At 59.9% G+C, this 23,319-nt stretch carries 25 protein-coding genes; 18 read left to right on the forward strand and 7 right to left on the reverse strand.

Annotated features, from left to right (window positions below):
- Nucleotide 1: 1 nt before the first annotated feature.
- The 8 genes from cbiM (at nt 2) to repC (ending at nt 7,595) form a co-directional block, all read left to right on the forward strand.
- Nucleotides 2-634 (forward strand): cobalt transporter CbiM, encoded by a 633-nt coding sequence (gene cbiM, locus FCT00_RS00105; RefSeq protein ID WP_138421409.1) that lies wholly within the window; start codon nt 2-4, stop codon nt 632-634.
- Nucleotides 631-1,179 carry a cobalamin biosynthesis protein CbiL gene (locus FCT00_RS00110; protein ID WP_138421410.1) on the forward strand — a complete coding sequence of 183 codons (549 nt, stop codon included), beginning with the start codon at nt 631-633 and terminating at the stop codon, nt 1,177-1,179. Before cbiM ends, FCT00_RS00110 begins: the two co-directional genes overlap by 4 nt.
- Complete coding sequence (locus FCT00_RS00115; RefSeq protein ID WP_138421411.1) at nt 1,176-1,895, forward strand: energy-coupling factor transporter transmembrane component T family protein; 720 nt, start codon at nt 1,176-1,178, stop codon at nt 1,893-1,895. The genes FCT00_RS00110 and FCT00_RS00115 overlap by 4 nt, the downstream gene beginning before the upstream one ends.
- Nucleotides 1,883-2,596, forward strand: coding sequence for an energy-coupling factor ABC transporter ATP-binding protein (locus tag FCT00_RS00120; RefSeq protein WP_138421412.1), 714 nt, complete (start codon nt 1,883-1,885; stop codon nt 2,594-2,596). Before FCT00_RS00115 ends, FCT00_RS00120 begins: the two co-directional genes overlap by 13 nt.
- 576 nt (nt 2,597-3,172) lie before the next feature.
- A complete protein-coding gene (locus FCT00_RS00130; protein WP_008335621.1) occupies nt 3,173-3,511 on the forward strand; it encodes a DUF736 domain-containing protein in 339 nt (112 codons plus the stop codon).
- 211 nt (nt 3,512-3,722) lie between these two features.
- Entirely contained in the window at nt 3,723-5,081 is a 1,359-nt protein-coding gene (locus FCT00_RS00135; RefSeq protein WP_171042838.1) for a ParA family protein, read from the forward strand.
- A complete protein-coding gene (locus tag FCT00_RS00140; RefSeq protein WP_138421414.1) occupies nt 5,078-6,094 on the forward strand; it encodes a ParB N-terminal domain-containing protein in 1,017 nt (338 codons plus the stop codon). Before FCT00_RS00135 ends, FCT00_RS00140 begins: the two co-directional genes overlap by 4 nt.
- A 220-nt stretch (nt 6,095-6,314) precedes the next feature.
- Complete coding sequence (repC, locus tag FCT00_RS00145) at nt 6,315-7,595, forward strand: plasmid replication protein RepC (protein ID WP_138421415.1); 1,281 nt, start codon at nt 6,315-6,317, stop codon at nt 7,593-7,595.
- A gap of 12 nt (nt 7,596-7,607) precedes the next feature.
- Here repC and FCT00_RS00150 read toward each other — a convergent pair whose 3' ends face one another.
- Entirely contained in the window at nt 7,608-8,717 is a 1,110-nt protein-coding gene (locus tag FCT00_RS00150) for a tyrosine-type recombinase/integrase (RefSeq protein ID WP_407943645.1), read from the reverse strand.
- Nucleotides 8,718-8,830: 113 nt separating this feature from the next.
- Here FCT00_RS00150 and FCT00_RS00155 point away from each other — a divergent pair, with 113 nt between their 5' ends.
- Together FCT00_RS00155 and scpB are read left to right on the forward strand one after the other, a co-directional pair.
- A complete protein-coding gene (locus FCT00_RS00155; protein ID WP_138421416.1) occupies nt 8,831-9,715 on the forward strand; it encodes a DUF1403 family protein in 885 nt (294 codons plus the stop codon).
- Between the two features lie 2 nt (nt 9,716-9,717).
- On the forward strand, nt 9,718-10,314 hold the full coding sequence (gene scpB / locus FCT00_RS00160; RefSeq protein WP_138421417.1) for an SMC-Scp complex subunit ScpB: 597 nt from the start codon (nt 9,718-9,720) through the stop codon (nt 10,312-10,314).
- 300 nt (nt 10,315-10,614) lie between these two features.
- Here the strand turns inward: scpB and FCT00_RS00165 are convergent, their stop codons facing one another.
- The 5 genes from FCT00_RS00165 to FCT00_RS00185 form a co-directional block, all read right to left on the reverse strand.
- Nucleotides 10,615-11,238: a hypothetical protein gene (locus FCT00_RS00165; protein ID WP_138421418.1), complete on the reverse strand. Its 624-nt coding sequence runs from the start codon at nt 11,236-11,238 to the stop codon at nt 10,615-10,617.
- Between the two features lie 13 nt (nt 11,239-11,251).
- Nucleotides 11,252-12,169, reverse strand: coding sequence for a nucleotidyl transferase AbiEii/AbiGii toxin family protein (locus FCT00_RS00170; protein WP_138421419.1), 918 nt, complete (start codon nt 12,167-12,169; stop codon nt 11,252-11,254).
- The gene (locus FCT00_RS00175) at nt 12,159-12,989 is read right to left on the reverse strand and encodes a type IV toxin-antitoxin system AbiEi family antitoxin domain-containing protein (protein ID WP_138421420.1); all 831 of its coding nucleotides are present in this window, start codon (nt 12,987-12,989) and stop codon (nt 12,159-12,161) included. Before FCT00_RS00175 ends, FCT00_RS00170 begins: the two co-directional genes overlap by 11 nt.
- 261 nt (nt 12,990-13,250) lie before the next feature.
- A complete protein-coding gene (locus FCT00_RS00180) occupies nt 13,251-14,318 on the reverse strand; it encodes a CBASS cGAMP-activated phospholipase (protein WP_138421421.1) in 1,068 nt (355 codons plus the stop codon).
- A 476-nt stretch (nt 14,319-14,794) separates the two neighbouring features.
- Nucleotides 14,795-16,156 (reverse strand): nucleotidyltransferase domain-containing protein, encoded by a 1,362-nt coding sequence (locus FCT00_RS00185; RefSeq protein ID WP_138421422.1) that lies wholly within the window; start codon nt 16,154-16,156, stop codon nt 14,795-14,797.
- 67 nt (nt 16,157-16,223) lie between these two features.
- On the opposite strand from FCT00_RS00185, the gene FCT00_RS00190 reads away from it, so the two are divergent.
- Complete coding sequence (locus FCT00_RS00190) at nt 16,224-16,637, forward strand: helix-turn-helix domain-containing protein (RefSeq protein WP_212747985.1); 414 nt, start codon at nt 16,224-16,226, stop codon at nt 16,635-16,637.
- Nucleotides 16,634-17,521: an ImmA/IrrE family metallo-endopeptidase gene (locus tag FCT00_RS00195; RefSeq protein WP_138421423.1), complete on the forward strand. Its 888-nt coding sequence runs from the start codon at nt 16,634-16,636 to the stop codon at nt 17,519-17,521. The genes FCT00_RS00190 and FCT00_RS00195 overlap by 4 nt, the downstream gene beginning before the upstream one ends.
- Nucleotides 17,522-17,701: 180 nt before the next feature.
- Here the strand turns inward: FCT00_RS00195 and FCT00_RS00200 are convergent, their stop codons facing one another.
- Nucleotides 17,702-18,034 (reverse strand): YegP family protein, encoded by a 333-nt coding sequence (locus tag FCT00_RS00200; protein ID WP_138421424.1) that lies wholly within the window; start codon nt 18,032-18,034, stop codon nt 17,702-17,704.
- Nucleotides 18,035-18,402: 368 nt separating this feature from the next.
- Here FCT00_RS00200 and FCT00_RS00205 point away from each other — a divergent pair, with 368 nt between their 5' ends.
- The 6 genes from FCT00_RS00205 to FCT00_RS00230 are packed head-to-tail and all read left to right on the forward strand — an operon-like array spanning nt 18,403 to nt 23,213.
- Nucleotides 18,403-18,633, forward strand: a complete 231-nt coding sequence (locus FCT00_RS00205; RefSeq protein ID WP_138421425.1) for a hypothetical protein — start codon at nt 18,403-18,405, stop codon at nt 18,631-18,633.
- Nucleotides 18,633-20,042, forward strand: coding sequence for a His-Xaa-Ser system radical SAM maturase HxsB (hxsB, locus tag FCT00_RS00210; protein WP_171042837.1), 1,410 nt, complete (start codon nt 18,633-18,635; stop codon nt 20,040-20,042). Before FCT00_RS00205 ends, hxsB begins: the two co-directional genes overlap by 1 nt.
- Nucleotides 20,039-21,118 carry a His-Xaa-Ser system radical SAM maturase HxsC gene (gene hxsC, locus FCT00_RS00215; RefSeq protein ID WP_138421427.1) on the forward strand — a complete coding sequence of 360 codons (1,080 nt, stop codon included), beginning with the start codon at nt 20,039-20,041 and terminating at the stop codon, nt 21,116-21,118. The genes hxsB and hxsC overlap by 4 nt, the downstream gene beginning before the upstream one ends.
- Complete coding sequence (locus tag FCT00_RS00220; RefSeq protein WP_138421428.1) at nt 21,115-21,636, forward strand: peptidoglycan-binding protein; 522 nt, start codon at nt 21,115-21,117, stop codon at nt 21,634-21,636. The genes hxsC and FCT00_RS00220 overlap by 4 nt, the downstream gene beginning before the upstream one ends.
- Nucleotides 21,637-21,676: 40 nt before the next feature.
- Complete coding sequence (locus tag FCT00_RS00225; RefSeq protein WP_235888901.1) at nt 21,677-22,009, forward strand: TIGR03982 family His-Xaa-Ser system protein; 333 nt, start codon at nt 21,677-21,679, stop codon at nt 22,007-22,009.
- Nucleotides 21,993-23,213 (forward strand): His-Xaa-Ser system-associated MauG-like protein, encoded by a 1,221-nt coding sequence (locus tag FCT00_RS00230; protein ID WP_212747986.1) that lies wholly within the window; start codon nt 21,993-21,995, stop codon nt 23,211-23,213. The genes FCT00_RS00225 and FCT00_RS00230 overlap by 17 nt, the downstream gene beginning before the upstream one ends.
- Nucleotides 23,214-23,319: the final 106 nt, after the last annotated feature.

Here is a 23,319-nt window from a genome sequence, read left to right on the forward strand (position 1 = left end):
GATGGCACATATCCCCGATGGTCTGCTGTCGCTGCCGGTGCTGATAGGCGGCGGCGCGCTGGCGGCGGTCGGCGTAGCGGCGGGGCTGCGCACCATGGATGACCGCGCCATTCCGCGCGTGGCGATCCTCTCGGCGGCGTTCTTCGTGGCCTCGCTTGTCTCCGTGCCGGTGGGACCGTCGAGCGTGCATGTGCTGCTCTCGACCCTTATGGCGCTGATGCTGGGGCCGGGTATATTCCCGGCGGTGCTGGTGGCTTTGATCCTTCAATCCGTCATGTTCGGATTTGGCGGCCTGACGACGCTCGGCGTCAACGCGCTAAACATTGCTTTGCCGGGCTACATCATGGCGTTGATGATCGGCGGGTTGGTTCGAAGCGCGCAAAGTCCGGTGCGGGCCGGGGTTGTCGGCGGCATCGGTGCGGCATTCGCGGTCTTCGGCACCGGCGGCATGGTGGCGCTGGCGCTTTGGCTGTCCTCCTCTGCTTATGTTCCCGCGGCAAAGATCGTGCTGATTACCTATCTACCGCTGGCACTGGGCGAGGCGTTGATCTGTGGCATGGTGCTGGCTTTCCTCGCCCGGACCGCACCCGAGGCGCTCCGGCCACGGGTTGCCGCGGAGGAGGTCTCCGCATGACGCGCCTCATTTCGGGTATGCTGGTCTTGATGTTGCTTGCCAGTCCGGTGGCGGCTCACAGCCTGAGGGTATTTGCCACCGTCGAAGGCGAGACGGTCACGGGCTACGGGTTCTTCGTCGGCGGAGGGCGACCTCAGGATGTGGATTGGTCGGCGACGATGGCCGGGCAGGAGCTGGCGCGGGGAAGGACAGATAGCCAGGGCGGGTTCCTCTTTGCGGTGCCGCCCCAGATCAATGGTCCGGTGACGGTCACGATCAACTCGGGTGAAGGCCACATCGCGTCCCGGGACCTCGGACCGGAACGCTTTGGAGTTGTCACGGCGCCGTCGGCGACAGTTGCGTCACTGGGTGAACCGCCCACTTCACCGGACGGAGCTGTGACCGAAGCCGCGATCCAGACTGTCGTCGCTCGCGAAATCGCCCCGTTGCTCGAACGCATTGAGCAGATGGATGCGCGGATGCGCTTTACCGATATCATTTCCGGCCTCTGTCTGATCTTCGGTATTGCGGGAATCGCGCTCTGGGCGCGTGGTCGGCGCGGATGATCCTGCCGCTTGATCTGCGCCTGCGGCTCGTCACCGTGGTCGGCGCGCTCTTCATCCTGTCACCGCTGGCGCATCTCGGCCCCGGGTTTGCATGGCTTGGGCTGACCCTTGCCGTGACGCTGACGCACCCCGGGCCATTCCCGTGGCGCAGGCTCGTACATCTCGAAGCCTTTCTGGTGCTATTGCTTATTACGCTGCCGCTGACCATCCCCGGCGAAGCCTTGTTTCAAGTCGGGAGTTTCGGTGCCAGCCGCGAAGGTATGTTGCGAGCGCTGCTGGTCGCAGCCAAGGTCACAGCCGCAATGCTCTTGCTGACCACGGCGTTTTCGCGTGTCGAACCGGTCCGGCTCGGGCTGGCACTCAGGGGACTGGGCTGTCCCGAAGCCCTCGTGCGCCTGCTTCTCGGCGTGATCCGCTATCTGAGCCTGATCCGGGCCGAGGCTGCGCGATTACAGGACGCCATGCGGATGCGTGCCTTTGTTCCGCGCACCGGGCTACACACCTGGCGCAGCTACGGCAACCTGATCGGGATGACACTCTTGCGCGCCATGGCCCGCGCGGACCGCGTCGAGGAAGCCATGCGGATGCGTGGCTCGCGCGGTCTTGTCCCGGTGTCTCCCTTGCCGCCCGCAGCGCGCCGAGACTGGCTGGCGGGCGGGCTATTCCTTGCGGCCGTTTGCGGCCTACTGATTTGGGATCTGTTATGGGTAACCTGATTGACGCCAATCTCATCGCGGTCCAGCGGGACGGGCGACCCGTTCTATCCGGCGCAAGTCTGACGCTTTGCAGAGGCGAGAAGCTTGCCATTGTCGGCCCCAATGGTGCGGGCAAGACAACGCTTCTGCGGGCCCTGGTCGGCCTCGAGCCTGTTGCGTCGGGAACGCTGTCCCTTTTCGGCATACCCTGTCGGCGAGAGGCCGATTTCCGTGTCGCACGTCGCCGCATCGGCTTTCTGTTTCAGGACAGCGACGACCAGCTGTTCTGTCCGACTGTTCTCGAGGACGTCAGTTTCGGCCCGCTGAATCTTGGCCAAACGCCGTCCGGTGCAGAAGCAACCGCGCGTCAGGCGCTGGATGATCTCGGTCTGGGCCATCTTGCAGATCGCCTCACGCACAAGCTCTCCGGCGGCGAAAAGCGCCTCATCTGCCTTGCGGGCCTCTTCGCGATGAAGCCGGATGTCATCTTGCTCGACGAGCCGACCAACGGGGTCGACGCTGTGAACCAAGCCCGCTTTGAAGCCGCTCTGCAGTCCTTCGACGGTGCCATGATTTTGGTTTCGCACGACGAAGCCTTCGTCACCCGTATAGCGACCCGAGGAATGCTGCTCGAACATGGGCAGCTCTGCCCTGCGGAGATCCATTTGCATCGCCACAGCCATGTTCATCCACATTTGCATCGCTCGGGCTTGCCCTCTTGATGGGGTATTACTGGGCTGAGCGCGGCCAAATGCACCCGCAGCGAAGCCGTGGCGAGCTCTTGGTCAATATGGGCTCGGAGCCGCCATTAGCTGCGCGGTCGCTTTATGGTCGCGTCGGAGCCGAGGATCTTCAACAGGCATTTTCGTCTGACCGGTCCCCCTGCCCTATGGCTTCTGCCAGATTGCTACGAGCCTCACATTTTCGGTCATTTAGCCAAGGGCGCTGCGCTGAGGTTGGTTTTCTTGTTTCCGAGAGTGTGACCTGTCGCAGCTCTGGGCTAGTAAGTGGGCTTTTCGCTAGATCGCCAACCGGCGGAATCTCTTTCGGCTGTTCCCCTACCTTCCTTCGCGGCCACCGCACTTCTCCCTTTGTCTGAGTTGCATGACATGCTGGTCGCAGCTGTCGTCCCGTCCACAAAGGTTGTCGCCGCTTTTTTTCCCTGCCCCTGCGGGCCATTCCTCGCGGATCAAAAAGACCGGGGCCTGCCCCTCTCCGCTGCGCTTCGCCTTCGGTGTGGCCGGGCCTTGGCCAGCTGCAAGGTGACCATCATTGCAACGCAAACAAGGAGAAGAGCAATGACCACGAACTGTATCAAATTCACCAGCGCCGACATCGAAACCGCCAAGGGCGTCGGCTCCATCTCGACCCTGACCTTCGACCTCGACATCACGGTCGAACCCGTCGCAAGCGCGAACCCGATGGCCCCCACGCACCGCGTCCTCGGCCGTTCACCGCGCGGCAAGCTGGTCGAGTGCGGCGGCATCTGGAAGAAGCAGAACAAGGAGACCGGCGCCGACTACTACACGCTGACCATCCGCGACCACGGCTTCAACGCCAACCTCGGCAAGGCCGCAAACCAGGACGATCTGTCCCTGCAGGCCGTGATCCCCTGGGGTCCCAAAGACGCCGCGTGATCTGAAGAATTGGGCCCGACATCGTTCGGGCCCAGCACCCGCAAGTCGATCTTGAACGCGTTCAAGATTAGATCGTTTTGCGCCTCACTGCCTCCAATCATACTCCTGAATTCAGGTAGGCGCGTGGTATCTTCCAATTGCGCCCATAATAGTGCTACTATGAGTGGCGAAACGAGTCGAACTCGGAATCAACCGAAGTCGGGGCAGCGATATGAGCGGAAGTCTAGAGCAGTTTTTGACCGACCTGTCACGAGGTCTGGAGCGCACAATGGTCGCCGTCAACAAAGAGTTGACGCTGCGCCATCGTATCAAGCGCACATGGTCGATGCGACAGTGCGCTCGCTTCTTGAACGTCAGCATCCAATACTTGACCAAGTTCGCGAATGGCAACGACGACTTTCCAAAGGGTGAGTACGTTGGACGCGAGCGTGTCTTCAACCTTCATGAACTGATGCATATGCGCGCTTTGATGGCGGCGTCTGCAAAGCGTCCTTTTGACTATCTTGCGTGGCGCAAGCCCGGCGATCCGCTTCCAGTCATTTCATTTGCCAGCCAAAAGGGCGGAACGGCCAAGAGCCTTAGCGCTGCACATTTCGCGCAGTACCTGAGCCTACACTACGGAATGCGCGTTGGAGTGATGGATGCGGACCCGCAGAGCACGATCACACTTTACTTTGTAGGCGGTGAGGGGTTGTCTCAAATGCCTACTGAAGAAACGCCATCGATGGTGGACTTCGCGGGCCTCTTCCAGTCTGAGGAGGCACCGTATACGGATCACTCTGCGGAGACGTTGGATGGCTTCTTCTTGAAGACTTCTTGGCCTGGGCTTCGATTGGTGCCGGCGCACGGCGAGACCTCTGAAGGCGAAATTCAGATCGCTCGCTTGGTTCGCGAAGCTCCTGCAGGGAAGAGTTTCTACCGCTACCTTCGGGATGCGATTGATCGCTGGAAAGAGGCTTATCCGCCGACAACGTCTCCCAACGAACTTGTTGCGGATGGAAAGGTCGATCCTGTCCGTCTCCAACAGGCTCTGAACGAAACGTTGGATTGCATCATCATTGACTATCAACCGGCGCTGACGCTTTTCCAGCTCAACAATGTGATAGCTTCTTCATCCCTCGTCATTCCGCAGACCATGAAGGGGTTCGACATCGCAACGCTGTCGACGTTTGTCACCGGCCTGCTAGGCATGCTCCAGCACATCCTAGCACATGAGCGTATCGATATTGGCTCGGGTGCCAACATGCTTTTGCCAACCATTGTGCAGCGTTCCAACGGTCAGGATCTCAACCACATCGGCAATCTTCTCGAGCACTGCCCCACGGAGATCTTGCCAGTATTCTATCTTCGGTCGGACGCGATTTCGAACGCTTCAGACGTTTATCAGTCGGTCTACGAATACGAGCCTGACACGCCTGGCAAACGAAAAGGTATCAACAGATTTATCGAGAACGCTGACGCGGTGAACGATGCAATCGTCAGCCGTCTGTGGCCAGGCCTCGAACGTGGTTATGCGAATGCTTGGATGGACACGTTCTATGATGACGATGACGGGGAGACCGCAGCATGAAGCGAACTATCCCGAGGTCGCTGGTTTCGAAAGCGTTGAACCAATCAGCTGAGCCGAGTGGCAATGACGACGAGGCAAAGGTCGACACTGCACCGTCTTCTACTACTGCAGCTTTCAAGGGGGCGGGTAGTGCATGGAAGGCCGGCGCGCTTGCCCAATCGCAGGCAGCGGTAGAGCAGGGTCGTGCGCAGCTCGTCGAAGACATTCTGAACGGCCGTCACGAGCTTCAGATTTCACCGGAACAAGTGGAGGATCCGTTAGGTTCAGATCGTCGTGATGACTGGCTGGCACAAGAGGCCTTTCAAACGCTACTTAAGAGCATCGAAATCAACGGCCAAGACACGCCCATCCTTGTTTGGCCAGAGGATCCGAATTGGAAGCCTGACCCGTTGAACCCGACTGACGTCGCGGATGCTCGCTTTATCATGCTGACCGGCAGACGTCGTCATGCTGCAGCGAAGACCTTGGGGCTTAAGCTAAGAGCCATCTTGGCGTCCCCAGATAAGCGAGGCGCGGAGAACGCGCAATTCGAGATGCTGTTCCTTCGTTTCCGGGAAAATGAGGAAAGGGAAAACCTTGGCGCTTTCGAGCGCCTACTGGCTATCGGAGAGATGTACGAGACGCTTCGTGAATCTGGTGAGAAGACGACTGCGGTGGCGTTTGCTGCACGTATTGGTGTCCACGAGAGTATCGTGTCGCGCGCTCGCGCAGTTTTCGGGGCTCGAGATCAAATCTTGAACGCGTTCAAGAACGCTTACGACATGAGCTTCCAGGATCTGCAAAAAGCGCTGGCCAGCCTTGAGGGCAAGCCGAAGAAGCAAGTCAGAAAGTCCGCTCAGAAGATCACCGCCAAGCGCAAGGTAGGGGGTCGTAATCTCTCGCTCACGTCAGCGAACGGCAATCTCTCGATCAAAGCCGCGAGCGTACCGCTGAGCCAAGAGAAGCTTGAGGAGTTGAGCGATCTGATCGCGGACTTCTTGACAAAGAACAAGGAGGTTCCACCGACGGGCTAAAGCCTGAATACCGGTGCATCTCCATACATTGAGGCAACGAGCAAGAAGGAAGAATGTGATCTAAAGGCAAAAGAAAAGCCCCCAAGCTGAGGGCCTGAGAGCTGATCTTATTGGTTTGGTCGCCTTGAAGATAAGTCTCTCTCGAATCACTGTCAACGACGAACGCTTCTGAGCGAACGGCTTTCTTTTGCCTCCACATAACTGGAGGTGAGAAACAGGCATGAAACATACAGGTTGGCGCAAGCCGACACCGGGTCTTGGCATTGCAGAGCAGCTTGCCCAAGCCGGTGAACAGGTAGGAGTACCCAAAACGCGTGCCTTCGTGGCTCTGAAGCGCGTGGGCGCCTACATTGGCCTCAAGGCCGGAGACATGTTGCTCCTCGACACGCTCGGGGCCTTTACCCAGGCCCAGGACTGGGAGGAGGGACAGCGCCCGATCGTCTGGGCGTCCAACGCCTATCTGATGGAGCAGACGGGGTTCTCGCTTTCGGCGCTTAAGCGCCATGCGCGGCGCCTGGCTGAGATCGGGGTGATCTCCTTTCAAGACAGCCCTAACGGCAAGCGGTGGGGCCGCAGGGACGTCGAGGGGCGCATTATCGAGGCCTATGGCTTTGATTTGTCGCCGCTGTCGGCGCGTGTAGAGGAGTTCGAGGAGCTCCATGCCGATTTGCAGGCCGAGCGCGAGCTCTGTCAACGCCTGAAGCGCCAGATCACAGTTGCACGACGTATGATCCGCGCTCGGATCGAGGCGGCCGTCAGCAGCGCGCTGCGCGGTCCCTGGACGCAATTCACAGGTCTTTTCGAGGAGCTTCTGGACCGGCTTCCTCGTCGCCATGAAGCTTCCGAGCAGCTTGCTCGGCTGCTGACGTGGTTCAAGGAACTTCAGGAACGCGTCGAAGCTGCCTATCTCAAGGCAACTCAGGTGGTCGAGTCTGTGGAAAACACGCTCACAACCAAGGAACAAGCCTCTGAGAAGACTCAAAAAATGAACCCCAGGGAGGTCATTTCTGACCCTCATATACTAATTACAAACCAACTTAATCCTGTAACTCGTAATTCCTCAGAAAATGAGGAAGTCGCGGCCGTGGTGCCCAATGCTCAGCCCGAAGATCAGGTTGATAGGGAGCTGGAAGAGTGGGTGGCAGAGGTGCGCAAGAAGCGCGCAGCGCTGGATCTCCCAACCGTCATGCAAGCCTGCCCGGAATTCGCATCCTGGGCGCGCAATATGGGCGGGTTCCTGAAAGATTGGGGCGATCTTCACCGGGTTGCAGGTCAACTCAGGCCGATGATCGGGGTGTCCGAGCATGCCTGGAACGTGGCGCAGGAGCGGTTGGGCAAACAGGTGGCGACAGCGGCGCTGGCGCTTGTCTTCGAGAAGCATTGCGCAGGGGAAGTTTCCTCGCCGGGCGGCTATCTGCGCGGCATGGTCGAGAAGGCCGGGGCAGGGGAGCTGCATCTCGAGCGCAGCTTCTATGGCAGGCTCAGCGGGCAGGCGGCGTGATGGGGCAGGGGGTTAGAGGCCGGCGGCACTGGTCAGGTTCACGCGGAACCGGTCGCGGCGGCGCTGGTAACGGCGGGTCATCTCGGCCGAGGCATGGCCGAGATGCTTCTGCACATGGCGCTCGTCCACCTCGGCCGAACTGGCAAGACCGGCGCGCAGGGAGTGACCGGAGAACAGCGCCAGGCGCTCCTTCTCGGGCAGGTCGGCGCGGATGCCGGCGTCGAGCATCGTGCGCTTGACCAGCCGCGCGACATGCTTGTCGTTCAACCGTGTCTCCAGCGCACGCTTGCCGTCGCGCGAGGTGCCGACGAAGATGGGGCCGAAGTCGATCTTCGCGAAGTGCAGCCATTGTTCCAACGCATGAACCGGGCAGCTCTGCTCGGACGAGCCGCGGCCGATCTCAACCTCGCGCCAACCGGTTTTGGCGTTGAGGGTCAGGAGGGCGCCTTTCTCGAAGATCTCGATCCAGCCGCCGGAGTCCGGCGTATCGTCTTTGTGTACGTCGAGGCTGACGATTTCCGAGCGGCGGAGGCCTCCTGCGTAGCCGAGCAACAGGATTGCACGATCTCGTAGCCCGCGAAGATCGTAGGACAGGGTGGCGACCATCGCGAGGATGTCTTCCGCCAGGATGGCTTCCTTCTGAACCGGTGGTCGCGCGTGCTTGCGCTTGATGCCCGCCAGCACTGTCGCGATGTGTCGGTTCTTGCGATCGAGGGAAAAGCCGCGCTGCGCGTAGTTCCAGGTGAGGCCCGACAGGCGGCGGTCGATCGTGCTGACGGAGAGGGCAGGGGAGGGGCCTGACCCGGAGGCCACATCCGCGAGATAGAGCCCGATCATCTCCGGCGATGGTGGCAGAGGCTCAGCGCCCTTCATCCGGCACCACCGAGCGAAATGCGCCCAGTCTTTTGCATAGGCCTTCAGCGTGTTGTCCGAGGCCGCGGCACGGGCATAGTCTCGGGCCGTGTCCACCAGCCGATCAAGACTGCCGGAACCGGCGACAAAGGACGGCAGGCTCAAGGCCCCGCCGTCAGGGCGATCTCTCTCGTTGTCCTCGTTGGACGAAGGCCCGATTGGCGCTTCGGAGCTCGATTTCTCGGTGTTTTCTGACATGCCGCTGAGCATATCTTTTTGTGTCCGATAAGGCAAACTTATTGGACATGATCTAGAACGGTAAGGCGGGGCGGTTAGATCGCTATTTTCTGGAATAAAGCGCCGCGTAGATGTAGGCTCTGGGCATGACAATTGCCCGGCCGGATCACACCAGCGACCTCGACACGTTACCGCGGATGCCCGCCTGGGTCACCTCTGCACGCGCTGAAACCTTTGAAGATGTTGCGTTTTTGTCGGGCGCGGCGCTCAACCACCTGCATCTTGTGTTGGGACGCGAGGAAGTGCCCCAAGCCTTGTTGCGGGACCGGCTCGCGCTGCGTGCGGCCGAGACTTGCGTCGCGTTCTCAGGACGGTCGGAGCGGGCAGGGGAGTTGCGTGATGCGGTGCACCTGCTGCGTCCCGGCGATCTACCGGGACCGGCCGGTGAAACCTACCTTATCTGGCGTCGTGCGGTGGAGCGGCCGGTGTCGATCAAGACTCTCGGTCGCGCCTTGTCGGCTTTCGAACCGGACCGGATCGCGAGGTGGCTGGATGCGGGGAAGGGCGGGCCGGTTACCCGTGCCGCACTGGTGCTGGAGGCAGTTTTGACGGAAGCGCCGCGGGCCGAAATGCCTGCGCTGATCCTCGCGGATGCTGCTCTTGCGCAGGCGTTTGGCTGGGATCATCTCGTGCCGCTGCTGGCCGTAGGCCTGAAACGCGCCGACCTGCGTAAGCAGGGCGTTGACCTTCGCTTGGCCTGTCATCGGGCACTCATCTCTTCGGTGGTCGAGGCGGTGCGTCAGGCCTCTGACCTTGCGCGTCGGGTGACGCACCTGAAGGTGGTCGCTCCGAAGCTGCGGGCAAAGGGGGCGGGGGATGCCGTCGAGATGTTCCTGACCCGTGACGCCGTGACGCCGTCGGCTCTGCCTTTGCCGGATCGCGCCGCGCGGCGGCTGTGTGATCGGCTGGTCGACCTCGGCGCAGTGCGCGAACTGACCGGGCGCGATACCTTTCGGCTTTACGGGGTGTAGCGATGGCAAAGGATCGCCCTGAAGCCGAGCTTGACCGCGAGTTGACTGACCTGCCGCCTGAGCTGCGCTGGCGGGAATGGATGCGCCGGATCGAGGCAGTTCTCTTCGCCTCTGCCTCCCCTGTGCCGCGAAACGACCTGGCGCGGGTGGTGGGACAGGGGGAGTCGATTGATCTGCTCGTCGAAGACCTCGCCGCCGATCTGGAGGGGCGGGCCTTCGAGATCGCCCAGGTCGCCGGCGGCTGGATGTTCCGGACGCGGGCTATCTACGCCCCTGCGATCCGCGCAGCGGCGGATATCGGGGATCAGCTACTCGATCTGAGCGAATTCGATGTCGCGGTGCTCGCGGCCATCGCCTATCACCAGCCGATCACGCGCGACGGACTCAAGGACATCTTCGGCAAGGAGATCAGTCGCGACCTGATCGGTAGGTTGCATGCGCGCGGCCTTATCGGGACGGGGCCACGATCGCCGCGCCGCGGTGCGCCCTACACCTTTGTGACGACCGAGCAGTTCCTTGTCGCATTTGATCTGGAGACTCTCGCAGATCTGCCAGAGCGGGAGCAGTTGGAGGACGCAGGTCTGGATGGCGGGTCATAGGAATGGTTGCGGGCTGGCGATCCCCGTATTGGCCAAACGGTGAGGCATGTCGTGACGCTCTCAGTCGTGGCTTGTTGAGAGAATTCAGGCTTCGATCCTGAGCCCTCTGAACAGAGTTTCCCAAGGGGCCCCATCCTCGGTCATCGCGCCCGGTTCCAGGTTTGCTATGTTCTCGTCGATGACTGCGTTGTGGTAGTTCTTGAGCCAGCTGTATTTGCGCCGCACCGTCGCGTTGGTACTGTCGGCGAGACCGCTCTCCACCAACGTTTTGTGCCTACCCAGAAACTCGATCCAGCCGGCCTATTCGCCGTCGAGTTCGCTGAGACTGGCGCGAAGATAGTCGATGTAGTGGAGGCCTGACTCGTCCTGGCGCAGGAGGTTGTTCAAGTGACGCTCTTCATCCTCATAGGAATGACCTTCCCGCCAAAGCGTTTGGTCCTGCCGGTGGCGTTCGATGACATCTTCGTGGATCGCAATGCGCGGGAAGATGACCTCGCTTTCTTCCATGAAATAAGCCTGAACGAGGGCAGGCCCAAACACCGGACCACTGAAGTCGATGCCGAGATGCATGAGGCCGATTGTCATCGCGCCGCGCACCAATATGCCATTTGCCACGCATTCGATCTGGATGTGCAGCAGATCGATGAGCTCCCAGACCAAGGGGCCGGCCTGGTACTGAGTTTCAATGGTTCTGGTTCTGACGATCGCGTCAGACACGATCTCTGCATGGACTTCGCTGATCATCCGCATCTCGTCGGAGCGGGTGGGCGGCGTGGCATCTCCTTCGGACACCCTGCGAAACATCGAAAGCAAGTGCCTGATCTCTGCACCGCTTCGCGTGTGCAGGAGGTTCCTGAAACCGAGGACATCAAAAAAGCTCACAAGGCATTCTTCGTAGTCGGGGTCGTTCTCGAAATCAGTCATCTCTGGTCCATCTTCAGCCGAGGAGCTTCTCCAGCTCTTCCCCTTGGGCGGCATGCTTCTTGGGGTTTTCTGCTTTCAGCTTGTTCACGTTGATGAGCTTCCATCGGACCGCTGGAAGCTCGGCCGCTTGAGGGCGGTCGATCGCGTCGAAGTCTGGGTCGCCGTCATGCAGGGTTCTCAGAAACCTCTTCGCGCCCTCATCCATGCGGGATTGGATATCCCCGATCAGGCGGTCGCGCGTTGAGATCAATTCCGCAAGGTCGACTGCTTCCTTCGTCATACCCTCGAATTCCCGGGCATAGGGCTGATCCAGATCGATCAGGTTTGGGTTCAGAAGTTCGTGTGGCGGGCGTGGTGAACTCGCGACGTAGATCAGAAAGGTGCGGAACAACGCGTCGGTAAATCCTTCATTCTCGTAGAGCAGTTTGATGTCGTAGAGGTCTCGCGGGTGCTGGCGATCGAGGGCCGCATGTAGCTTACCTCCGAACAAATCCTCGAAGGAAACGATGTTCATCGTCGCATATCCGAACGCCTCCTCGACGGCTTCGGAGACTTCGCGTTGTTCGGGATCATGCACGACGCCGCGGGTGACGGGGGAGGTTTCGATCTTGATTTCGGCTGCGCCGAGGCGTGCGAGCGCACGCGTGGCGCCGCCGCCACCGCCGGCAATGCGCTGCGCTTTGGCGCCGGTGATGCCGCCTTCGATGGCAGCGGCAATCCGGTCCATCGCGTCGTTGATCTCAGCGAGGCTTTCGGCGCGGTCTTTGACAGGCAAATAGGTCAAATCGATATCGACCGAGAGGCGCGGAAGGTCGCGATAGAAGAGGTTGATGGCCGTCCCGCCCTTGAGCGCAAATATCTCCTCCTTCGCGACATACGGAAGTACCCGCACGAGCAGGGCCACTTGGGCGGCATAGTCCTCACGCGCCATGATCACGTTCCTTTCGTACAAACTCTTCGGGCACCATGATCCTGTAGCGCGGATGTATCTTGCCGCCTTTGACCAATGCGCGGTCGCCGCTACCGAGGTCGAACTCTTCCGGATCTAGTCGCTTGCGCCAGGCATGGTCGTGGCGGTCGGCGAACACGAAGAACAGGCGTTTGACCTTGATCTTCTTGCAACTTCTGAGCAGTGCCGAGAGGGTTCTCGGGCGCAACGTCGTCAGGCTTTCGAACGCCACGTCGAGGTTGTGAAAGCTCTCTTGATCCGGCAACTCGTCCAGCGCCTCAAAGACCGCGCGTTCTGGGGATGACATCACCAGTTTCCAGTCCCATGGCAGGGACGATGCTGTCTCTCCCTGATTATCTCGCGCGTCATCGACACCCAACTGCGGGTCGGAGAACAGCGATACGCTGCGTGTGCGGAGTTCGGCGTTGAGCGGCAGTTTTTCGAGCCAGTTGGGGATATTTGAGCCGTATAGCCAGACTGTGCTCTTGTCGCCGAGTGAGAGATAGTGCGCATAGCCTTGCAGGTCCAATGCCGTCGCCCCCCCGACATGGACAGGGTAGTGCATGATGTGCTGGAGCGAGAGCAGGCAGGTCTTCCAATCGAGCGTATTCGTGGTGGCGCTGCCTGGTGCCGGGCGGCGGAAGACGCCGCGTCCAAGGCGTTCTAGCCAGCCACGTTGGACATAGGCGTAGGACGAACGCCGGCCTATCCCGTGATGCTCAAGCCAGGCGGAGTCCACGAGGAACCCCGTGGGGACAGCCTCAAGAAGACTCTTTAGCTTTTCGTGTTCTTGTCCGCTCATAGGCGACACAATGATATATTTTCAAAGAGACCGCCACCTGTTTCAGTGGAAACCCACAAAATAGTCCATCAAGGATGGACAAATTTTCTCATTTTCAAAGAGACCGGTGGTTGTCGGCTCTGAAACTCACCAGCAAAGGAGGGGGGATGCCCTCGAACAGCTGAGAAAACACCCGGCCATGTGGGCTTCACAGATGAGCGACTACCAGTCGTTCCTGCGACGAGAAAACCGGTGTTTGTCTATCGGCGAATGTGGCCGATTTTAAGTTCCTCCGGACGTGCTAAGCGGTCCGTGGTAAAATGCAGCCGAAGCCCGAGGAGCATCAAAGAATGTCTCAAGACGTTCGGCGTTCTCCTCGACAAGACGTTTCGCCTGCTGCGGAAGTTCGGCACTCGCTCGCGTGAAGTCATCAAGTGCAATGGGTTCCAGCGTCGGAGCGGATGTCAGACGAAGCATGCGGTCTCGCCCGATCAAAAGTCCGGCCTGCCCGAGGGCGTTCTGGCTTTGCAGGTGCATCGCGCTCTCGATGATTGTTCTCCAGTGGAACATGCCGCCGCGCTTGATTTGACCATCAGTCATGCGGAGGTCTTGTTCACCACAGCCAAGGCTCAGGATTTCGATTTCGTGCCTGTCGACGTTGAAACAGCTCATGGCATCGACCAGCGCCACCATGATGGGGTTGTTCGCCCAAACACCGCCATCGGCAAAGTGCCGGGTGCCGTTTCGGTAGGTCGAGAAGAATGTTGGCGCGGCTGATGTCGCTAATGCCACCGTGACCAGTTCTTCCTGCCAGTCGAGGCGGAAGTCAGGGTGGTGCGGGGTCTTGAGGACATTGACCTCGTTGAATCCATCGAAGGCGGGAATGTTCAAACGCACATTGACGGAGCCCAGTGTCCTGTTGCCGAAGCGATCTCGAAGCGCTCGTTCCAAGGGATCGCGATTGTACCGATAAACGGCAAGATCGCGGGCAAACTGGTAAGCGGATCGCATCGCGCGACCAAATCGAGTTGGCGGAGTCCAAGGCCGGGGAAATATTTCCGACCCGTAGCGCATATAGATTTCCAGAACCTCCTCTGCGCGCATTCCTGCTGCCATGCCGAGCGCGATTATTCCTCCGGTCGAAGTGCCGGCGATCATATCGAAGTAGCTGGCTGCCGAACCGCCCTTCAAGAAACGGCGCTCGCATTCCGCCAGCACCGCCGCAGGCAGAATGCCTTTTATGCCGCCGCCATCAATGGACAGTATTCGAAGATCATCTGCGGGCCATTCGAGTTGATCTCGACGGTGAAAGATGGTGCCCTGCGAGCGGCGGGATTGAGGTTGTGCCATGAAATCTCTCCATAAGTGCCGCCAACCTGGATCGACCGCCTGACTGACTTCTGATGTGTTTGCCGGTCCCAAACCATTTTCCCGAAGCGAGCCAGCTTTCGTAGCAGCTCAGCCAGTTGGACGCCCAGGGAATGGTCGTATTGCTGATCAGGTCATCTGGCGACCACTGATCCGCTTCGTCGTCGAAGAGGCAGAGGAATGGCCCCGTACGCTCTGTTCGCGGATGTGAAACGTAAACATGCGGCAGGGACCCTTCTTCGTTGTCGAAACGCCTTTGCAATGTCGGCTCAAGAACCTCAACCAGTGGTTGCAGGTACAGGTTTGATCTGCCTTCAAGCAGTAAGGGTTCCGTGTATTCTACCCGCAGCCGGTACATCGTTCTGTGTGGCTGCAGATGCCCTTCCCAAACGCAAGTTCGCTGGCTCAGCCGGTCGCATGACCATTCAGGATAGACATCGGCCATGTCCGCAATCTGATCACCAACAGTTATCATCAGCTACAGTGCCCCCCATGTTCGTATTCGCGCGTGCAGGCTTCACGAGGCCTGGTGCGGATGCGATCCCAGCACCCAGAGCTGGAGCAGCCAAGGACGAAACAGGTGCCGCAGGTTTCAAATGCCCGCTCGGTGTCATGCCGAGCGCACCATGTTCGAGTTGGACAGTCTGTGCGCGATGATAGGCCTGCAGAGCGGTCTCGCCCGCCTTTTCGCCGAACAGATCGTCGAACGTCGATTGGATAACCGCAGGATCGAAGCCAACCCGCTTCAGGTTTTCGAGGCGTTCGATGAGGGTGAGCAAGTCCGCCGCCCAAAGTTGCTGGTCGCTCCTTTGAGCCGGCCACCGATCGGTAAAGAGGTCGGGGTAATGTGCCGGATTGCGAACTTCCAGCAACCGCAGGTTCTGTTCAGCATTGCGGATCTGCCAGCGCATCCGCTTGGCAATCGCTATCACCTCATCGACCAGGCTATCGTTTGCAGGGCCGGCATCGATTGCAATCGCTGCGATAATGACGGCCGGTGGTTTGCGTTTGCCACGGTGATCGTCGTGCTTGCGATAGCGTTTGTCGCGGAACCTCTTGATCAGCTGCAGGGCAACCACGCGAGGCGATTTCTGGTCGAGCGGGACATGCACCGGCATCGGTTGGGTATCTGCCTTTTGCAACGCCAGACCAGACGTCTCATTTGAAAGCCGCGTGGCCAGTTCGGTGTAGGTTTCGCCATCGACGAGGTAACGACGCGCATCGAAGCGCTTTTGAAACGCCTCGCTGATCTCGACGCGAGCATTGAAGTGATCGGCAAACCCCATCGGATTGATCTCCTTGTGGTACCGCTCGTCCGTCTCAGGCTTGTAGTGAAACAGGGTCGCCACGCGTTCTGGTGCCCCATCGATGCGAACGACCGGCATCAGATCGACTGTGACACCGTCCGGGTAGGTAACCGTGACACAGCGACTGTTTTTCTCAATCAGGTAGCCGTAGTACTTGCTGCCTTCTTCGCCCTTGATCGCTTTGTACAATTGTTCAAGCACCCATGCCGGGTCGGTGCCAGGAGCGATCGCGATCTCGAGCACGGCATCAACGTCGTGCTGGTCGGTCTTCAGGCGTGACCGAGTCGCGGCGTGGATTGCAAAGCTGCCAGAAGGGTAGATCTCAAGGACCAAATCTTCGAGAGGGCTGCCAGGGCGGTCGACATGCTGAGCGAGCCCGCGAAAATGGCGGTCAGCTTCGTCGTGCATCGTGCGGGTGATCTGGATGGCACGTGCAACGTCCATCAGCGCAGCTTCTACAGGGTCGATCTCCAGGCTGCGGGCGAAATCTTCGAGGTTCGTCCTGATATTCATCTTCTTCTGCCCCCTCAGGCTTGACGGATTCGCTGATCCGTCCTACAGTTTTTGACGGTTTCGTAGGATGGAAAGCGAAAAAAGAAGCCGCGAGCAAGCGGCGGACATCCTACGATATCGTCGTAATAACACGTGCGGGAGCGTCATGTCAAATTCTACGGATTCCAATGGTGGGTTCGGTGACAGGTTACGTCAGGCCAGAGAAGCGCGAGGGATCAACCAAACGGAACTTGCGGCGAAGACTGGGTTACAGCCATCAGCAATCGGCCATTTCGAGAAGGAGCGGCGCAAGCCTTCGTTTGCAAACATTCGGGCTCTCGCGAAGGCATTGAGCGTTACGTCAGACTACTTGCTCGGCAGGACAAGTGACATGGCCGGGGCAACAACGGCTTTTCGTGGTGAAGAAAATTTATCGGATGACGACAGAGAACACATCCAGATGATGATCGATCTCATGAATCAGAGAAAGTCAGGCCGTTGAGCAAGTTCAGAGTCCAGATGGCTCGGCGCCAGGGCGAGCTTAAAGCAAAGGAGAAGGGCTACGATGCCTTACCCGTGGATCCGTTTGCGATCGCGGAGAGCGAAGACATCTTGGTCGAGCCAAAGGATCCGGGCCGGGTTGGCGTGAGCGGCGGGATCATCTTCCATTATGAGAGCGTTGGCATGTTCTATGCGACCGATATCAAGAGCGAAGGGTTTCGCAGGTTCACCGTGGCTCACGAACTTGGCCACTATTTTCTTGAGGGGCATCCCGAGGAAATCCTGAAGACCGCTCCGATCCACATGTCCAGGGCCGGGTTTTCACAAGGGATGAGTTCGATAGAGCTTGAGGCGGATCATTTTGCGTCTGGTCTGCTCATGCCGTCGAAACTCGTGGGCGAGGTCATCGGGGGAAGCCGTGTCGGTCTGGATGGGATCATTGCGTTAAGCCAGCTGGCAGAGTGCTCGCTCACGGCTTCTGCCATCAGAGCTGCCGAATGTTGCGACTATCCGATGGCGGTTGTCGTCAGTTCCGGCGACAAAGTCGCATATGCGTTCTTGTCTGAAAGCTTCAAAAAGCTCGATAAGCTCACGTTCCTCAAGAAGGGTACTCCGCTGCCCCGAACCCATACCCTGCGGTTCAACGCTGATACGCAAAACATCCGGTCCGCGCGCTCGATATGTGGACAAACCAGTCTTGCTGAATGGTTCTCTTGTGGGCGACGGCTTGCGTTGGATGAAGAAGTCATCGGTCTCGGCGCTTACGGCTTCACCCTTACCGTCCTTTCCAGCGAAGAACTTGCCGACGACCCTGATGACGAGGCCTACGAAGACGAAGCCTCATTGATTGAAAGCTGGACCCCCAAGTTCGCGCGAGGTCGCTAAAGCGGCTAGTCGATGAAGATTGGTACGCGCGTTGGCGAAGAGGAAGACCATTGGGCGTCGGTCGAAACTAGTGGCCACACGTCTCCATTTTTTGATGCGGCCGAACACGATCGCGACACGGTGCCTGCCACGGCATGCGCGGCGGCTCGCCATCTGCTGATGCGCCGCGCGTGTATGTCATCAGGTTTGATCGTCTAGCCTGGCATCGGGCGCGTTGGCTTTCACAGAGGCGATGCCGTTTTCGCATGCCGCTTCGCTGCTATAGGCCTCGCTGGTCCCAATGACTTGGCCGTTGCTGGCCCTGAGATTGAACATGGGTTTTCCAGCCGCGTTGGTCTTACGCTCGTAGCGTGCGTCCAGTGGAGCATTGGTGCGCACAGAGGCGATGCCATTCTCGGCACTGGCCTTCTTCTTGTAACCCTCGCTGGCCAAGATGATCTCACCATTTCCGGCCTTCAAACGAAACCTGTACTCCCCCGCCCTGTCCTCGTAGAGCTCGAATTTACCTGCCATTCAATCAATTCCTTCCAAAGTCTGATTTTCGCACGCAGTTGACAGGTGCGACACGGGCTTGGCAAGTCCCGGATTTCTCTATGCGCGCGGAAATCGTTCTAACGCAATTGCTCCGATATCGGCAGGGTCGGATTGCGTAAGCCAGTGGGGAATTTTGTTTTGGGCGAACCGATCATCAGGGCCGGCAGAAGGATGGTGTCATTGCGTCAACCGCCACGGGTAGTTATTCCGATGTCCATTTCTTGGGCGTCACGGGCTTGAATTTTTGTCAGATTTCGCGCCCAATGAAGGCTATACGACTTTGGACGCCAGTTTTATTACTAGACTCCGAGATTGCCAACATGTCCGCGAGCCCCGTTTTTAATATATTGATCGACCCGGAATTTCATCCCTGCATCCCCGCGGCCCTTTTGCGCTTGGGATATCTCTATCCGGAGCTCGACTTTTCCGTGTCGGAGCAGGGCGTCGCGGTGCTCGGCGCATCCGCGGCCGATCCCGCGCAGCTCGAGCGCGAGGTGAGCTACCAGGTCTATCGCGAGAAGATCTTCCGGCAGACCTTGCCCATGCGGCAAAGCCTCTACGCGATGTTGGCAGGGTGATGCAGGTCTGGCCGCTCCGTTTTCGCGATCTCGACGATCGCCGAACGATCCTCGCGGATGACTCCGGCGCTTATTTCCTGGCCGATAGCGGATTCGTCAAGCGCTACGCGCGCGATCTGTTGACGCCTTCGGACAAAGAATTCCTGCGCGACAAGGGACATGCTTTCGAGGGGGAAGGCGATCTCGCGCATACGGGGTTCCTGACGCGGTGGTCGCGTCGCCACCATGTAGGGGACGGGACGGCCTACGTCATTCTAATCCCGACTCTACGTTGCGATCTCAAATGTTCCTATTGCCAGGTCTCGCGCGCTCCGCTCGCTGCGCAGGGCTTCGACTGGGATGAAGAGACGCTTCAGAAGGTGCTGGGCTTTCTTGACGGCCTACCAGTCGAGGAGATCCAGATCGAGTTCCAGGGCGGCGAGCCGTTCCTGAGGCTAGATCTCCTGCAGGCCGTCGCAGCCTTCGCGCGGCGGCGCTTTCGGAGTGTCCGTTTCGTGGTCTGCAGCAACCTTCAATCCCTCAATGAGGATATCCTTGCGTTCCTAGAGAGCGGGGACGTGCTGATCAGCACCTCGCTCGACGGTCCGCACCAGGTTCATACCCGAAACCGGACCGCAGATAGCGCGCTGACAGAGGCCTTCCTCGGCAACCTCGAGCGGGTGATCGGCCTGATCGGTCCGGGACGGATCTCCGCCCTGCCGACTATCGACATGAAAGACCCGCCTGAGCCGGAGGAGCTCATCGCTGCCTACGAGGGTTTTGGTTTCGCCTCACTCTACCTGCGCCCGGTCAACTACCAGGGCTTTGCCCGTAAAAGCCATCCCACTGCTCGGACCTCGGCCACCTGGAACGCCTACTACCGAGACTTCATCGAGGCGCTGATCGCGCGGAACGCGCGCACAGGCCGCGTCATGGAGGAGTTTTATCTCGCCCATTGCCTGCGGCGTATCCTCGCCCCTGGGATGGAAAGTCACACCGACTTGCGCAATCCCAACATCCCGACCGGCAAGAATGCTGTTATCGATTTCGACGGGCAGATCTATCCCAGCGACGAGGCACGCATGCTCGCACGTGTTCGCCAGGTTGATCTCGCCATCGGCAACGTGGTCGATGGACTGGACCAGGAAAAGCTGGCCTTGCTCGCACCAGGCCACATCAACAACTTCGACCCTGATTGCATCCACTGCCCCTATCAGCCCTTCTGCGGCACCGATCCGATCGATGATCTCTCGCGTAGCGGCCGGATCGATGTACCGAGCCGCGAAAGCTGGTTCTGTCAGCGCCATCTCGCCATCTTCGATCTTGCGATGGAACTCCTTTACAGCGCTGACCCGGAGGTTGAATTCACCCTGTCGCGCTGGCTTGGCCTCGAGAGTCTTCCCCAATCCTTGCGGCCAGTCGCGCCATGATTCAGCTTCGTCTCAAATCGGAGTGCGACCGCGATCTCGCGCCCTTTGTGACCCGGATCGCGGAAGGGGAACCGCAAAGCGCGGAAGATGCCACCCTCTGGTCATTGGAGGCGGGGGCCCTGGGCTACCGGACCGGACAGACCGCGTTCCGGCTTAGGGGTGTCGCGCCCGCGGACATCGCGGGCGACGTGCTGCTCATCGATCCGCGACGCCAGATCGCCCATCGTCTCATCCGGGCGGCCTCGCCGCACAACACGTTTCTCGTCACCGAGCAGTGCGACCAGCTCTGTCTGATGTGCTCCCAGCCGCCAAAGCAAAACCATGAGGACATGTTCGGGCACTTCCTTACGGCCGCGCGGCTGGCGCCGCCGGGCGCGCAGATCGGCCTCTCCGGCGGTGAGCCGCTCCTGCACAAGGACGACCTCTTCGCCTTCATAGACGCGGTCTTCTCCAGCCGCGACGATCTCAGCTTCCACATCCTGACCAATGGCCAGCATTTCGAGCGTGGAGATTTGGCATGGCTGCGGAAGCACCGGGCGCGCCTCCTTTGGGGCGTGCCGATCTATTCCGACGACCCCGCGACCCATGACGAGATCGTCGGCAAGCCCGGTGCCTTTGCACAGCTAGCTCCGAACCTCTCGCTCCTGGGCCTCGCCGGCGCCGCGCTCGAACTGAGGACTGTGGTCCTGGCGCAGAATGCCCCAGGGTTGCCGCGCCTCGCCGATTTCATCACGCTGCATCTGCCCTTCGCTGCGACCTGGGCGATCATGCAGATGGAGCGCATCGGCTTCGGCCGGATGAACTGGACCCGATGCTTCTTCGACAGCAGCACAGACTTCGCCAGTCTCGGCGCGGCCATCGACCTGATGCGGGCGCGCGGCCAGAGCGCCTCGCTCTACAATTTCCCGCTTTGCACGGTGCCGCCGGCCTATCGAGGTCTCGCGATGCGATCGATTTCAGACTGGAAACAGAAATACCTCCCGGCCTGCGGCGCCTGCAGCTTGCGCGACAACTGCGCCGGGTTCTTCGAGTGGTACCGCGAGGAGGACGGATTCATGGAGATACGACCGCAATGAAGAAGATCGGGAAGTTTGCCATCACGCTCGCGGCCGCGGGTTACCTGCCGCAGGGGGCGCAGGCCGCCATTGCCCCGGCGCGGTCGGATCGTCACGACGACCCATCGGCTTCGCTCTTTCAGCTTCTCCGGGGCGAGCACACCTACACGCTGGCCGGACACCGTTCGCATTCGAGCCATGGTTCGCACAGCTCACACGGCAGCCATCGCTCCTCCTCGGGCGGCGGGATTTCTCGACCTTCTAAGCCCTCGAGCAACAGCACGCCGCCCACTGCCGTAATGCCGCGCGCGCCTGAGGCTCCAAAGATACTGCCGGGCAACAGCGCTGCTTTCACCGAGATCGTGAAGCGCGTCCAGACCGCACTCTATACCTATGGCTATTACACTGGGGCCATCGACGGGATCGTCGGCACCGGCACCAAGACCGCGCTCAGCAAGTTCCAGAGGGACTGGAGCCTAAAGATCACCGGCACCATTACCCCCGAGGTCCTAGATGCGCTCAATATCGTTGCGAAGTAGCTGGCTCCGGTATGCCCTGGTCCTGGCCGGTGGCGTGCTGATGGGCCAGATCATCCCGCCACTCTGGACCTGGGGTGTGATCCTCGTCGCCGAGCCAGCCTACCAGGAGGCGACCTATCGCTGCGACCGCTCGATGCGCGCGCATCTGCTCGCCAAGCAGAAGCTGGAGGCCGACCCCTCTGCTGAGACCGTGCGAGACCTCGAGGCGAGCGAGATCGCGCTGATCGATTGCCAAGATTACGATCTGCTGCGTAAGCGGCTGATGCTTGTCGGGCTTGACGAGACGGCGCTTGGCTACATGGCGCTCCGGGCCATCGAGGCCAAGGCGACAGACCTGCAGGATGTGATCGAGATCCATGAAATCCGTTACTAGGGTCTTCCTCGCGATCGCGCTGATCTGCGCCGCCCCCGCCATGGCCGAAACCATGCGCGAGGCCGTCCTGCGCAAGGCCGCGCTGGAGAATGGATTGCGTCCGGCCGAAGAGTCCTGGCCCGATTTCGAACCGGAAAAGGCGGCGGTCGGCAAACTCCTCTTCGAGAGCGAACTTCTCTCGCTTACCCGGAACGTTTCCTGTCGTAATTGCCACCTCGACGAGTTCGGCTCCGCAGATGGTCTGCCGCTTGGACATGGGGCAGGTGGTGTCGGCAAAGGCGTCGAGCGGATGAAGAGCCCGGCAGGGGTGCTCTCACGCAACGCCCTCGCCCTCTGGGGCCGCGGCGGGATCGGCTTCGACGTCTTCTTTTGGGACGGACGGGTAGATGCCAGTTCGGGTGCGGTCCGAAGCCAGTTCGGCACCATGGCGCCCTCCGACGACCCGCTGGTCGTGTCCGTACATCTGCCGCCAGTGGAATTCCGCGAGATGATCGGGGAGAGCGATGCAACCGAATGGCTCCGCCAGGGCGATGTCGGCGCCGCGGCCCGGGTGCATCAGGAAATCGCCCGCCGCATCCGGGAGACGCCGGCGATCGCCGCACCCCTGGCGGTAGCTTCCGGGCTTGAGGTCGAGGAGCTCACCTACCTGCAGATCGCCGAGGCCATCGCCGCCTTCATCCGTTCTGAGTTCCGCCTGCGCGAAACGAGGCTCCATCGCTTCGTCTTCGAAGCTGAGCATCTGACCGATCGGGAACTGGCCGGTGGTCTCCTTTTCTACGGGCGCGGGCAATGCGCTGCCTGTCATATGGGAGCCTATTTCTCGGACCTCCAGTTCCATGCGATTCCGTTTGCGCAGTTCGGTTTCGGGTTCAACGGATTCGGCATCGACTACGGCCGATACAATTTCACTCAAGACCCACAGGACCGCTACGCCTTCCGCACACCGCCGCTCTACAATGTCACGAAGACCGCGCCCTTTTCCCATTCCGGGGGCGAGCCAGACCTCGCCAGCGCCATCCGGGCCCATGTCGATCCCTTGGCGGAGATCGATACCAGCAGACTTTCCGCGCTAGATCGGGCGGAGGTCTACCAAAAGATTGCGCGCTGGTCACAAGAGCCGAGCTACGCGGTCGAGCTCAGCGACGCGGAGATCGCCGAGCTCGTCGCCTTCCTGTCGACGCTGGTGTCGTTGTGCCCTAATTAAAGAGAATAGAGGCTAATTTTTCCCTGACTTTTCAATGGCTGCTTGTACCTCTATTTGTGGCATTGTACCTTTAATTAGGATACTGTACCCTAATTTAGGATACAAG

Origin of the sequence: Maritimibacter alexandrii, from assembly GCF_005871115.1 — a bacterium.
Taxonomy (GTDB): Bacteria; Pseudomonadota; Alphaproteobacteria; order Rhodobacterales; family Rhodobacteraceae; genus Maritimibacter; species Maritimibacter alkaliphilus.

Coding starts and splice junctions, on each gene's coding strand:
- cbiM (WP_138421409.1), top strand. CDS start 2: ATGGCACATATCCCCGATGGTCTGCTGTCGCTGCCGGTGCTGATAGGC.
- FCT00_RS00110 (WP_138421410.1), top strand. CDS start 631: ATGACGCGCCTCATTTCGGGTATGCTGGTCTTGATGTTGCTTGCCAGT.
- FCT00_RS00115 (WP_138421411.1), top strand. CDS start 1,176: ATGATCCTGCCGCTTGATCTGCGCCTGCGGCTCGTCACCGTGGTCGGC.
- FCT00_RS00120 (WP_138421412.1), top strand. CDS start 1,883: ATGGGTAACCTGATTGACGCCAATCTCATCGCGGTCCAGCGGGACGGG.
- FCT00_RS00130 (WP_008335621.1), top strand. CDS start 3,173: ATGACCACGAACTGTATCAAATTCACCAGCGCCGACATCGAAACCGCC.
- FCT00_RS00135 (WP_171042838.1), top strand. CDS start 3,723: ATGAGCGGAAGTCTAGAGCAGTTTTTGACCGACCTGTCACGAGGTCTG.
- FCT00_RS00140 (WP_138421414.1), top strand. CDS start 5,078: ATGAAGCGAACTATCCCGAGGTCGCTGGTTTCGAAAGCGTTGAACCAA.
- repC (WP_138421415.1), top strand. CDS start 6,315: ATGAAACATACAGGTTGGCGCAAGCCGACACCGGGTCTTGGCATTGCA.
- FCT00_RS00150 (WP_407943645.1), bottom strand. CDS start 8,717: ATGCTCAGCGGCATGTCAGAAAACACCGAGAAATCGAGCTCCGAAGCG.
- FCT00_RS00155 (WP_138421416.1), top strand. CDS start 8,831: ATGACAATTGCCCGGCCGGATCACACCAGCGACCTCGACACGTTACCG.
- scpB (WP_138421417.1), top strand. CDS start 9,718: ATGGCAAAGGATCGCCCTGAAGCCGAGCTTGACCGCGAGTTGACTGAC.
- FCT00_RS00165 (WP_138421418.1), bottom strand. CDS start 11,238: ATGACTGATTTCGAGAACGACCCCGACTACGAAGAATGCCTTGTGAGC.
- FCT00_RS00170 (WP_138421419.1), bottom strand. CDS start 12,169: ATGGCGCGTGAGGACTATGCCGCCCAAGTGGCCCTGCTCGTGCGGGTA.
- FCT00_RS00175 (WP_138421420.1), bottom strand. CDS start 12,989: ATGAGCGGACAAGAACACGAAAAGCTAAAGAGTCTTCTTGAGGCTGTC.
- FCT00_RS00180 (WP_138421421.1), bottom strand. CDS start 14,318: ATGGCACAACCTCAATCCCGCCGCTCGCAGGGCACCATCTTTCACCGT.
- FCT00_RS00185 (WP_138421422.1), bottom strand. CDS start 16,156: ATGAATATCAGGACGAACCTCGAAGATTTCGCCCGCAGCCTGGAGATC.
- FCT00_RS00190 (WP_212747985.1), top strand. CDS start 16,224: ATGGAAAGCGAAAAAAGAAGCCGCGAGCAAGCGGCGGACATCCTACGA.
- FCT00_RS00200 (WP_138421424.1), bottom strand. CDS start 18,034: ATGGCAGGTAAATTCGAGCTCTACGAGGACAGGGCGGGGGAGTACAGG.
- hxsB (WP_171042837.1), top strand. CDS start 18,633: ATGCAGGTCTGGCCGCTCCGTTTTCGCGATCTCGACGATCGCCGAACG.
- hxsC (WP_138421427.1), top strand. CDS start 20,039: ATGATTCAGCTTCGTCTCAAATCGGAGTGCGACCGCGATCTCGCGCCC.
- FCT00_RS00220 (WP_138421428.1), top strand. CDS start 21,115: ATGAAGAAGATCGGGAAGTTTGCCATCACGCTCGCGGCCGCGGGTTAC.
- FCT00_RS00225 (WP_235888901.1), top strand. CDS start 21,677: ATGGGCCAGATCATCCCGCCACTCTGGACCTGGGGTGTGATCCTCGTC.
- FCT00_RS00230 (WP_212747986.1), top strand. CDS start 21,993: ATGAAATCCGTTACTAGGGTCTTCCTCGCGATCGCGCTGATCTGCGCC.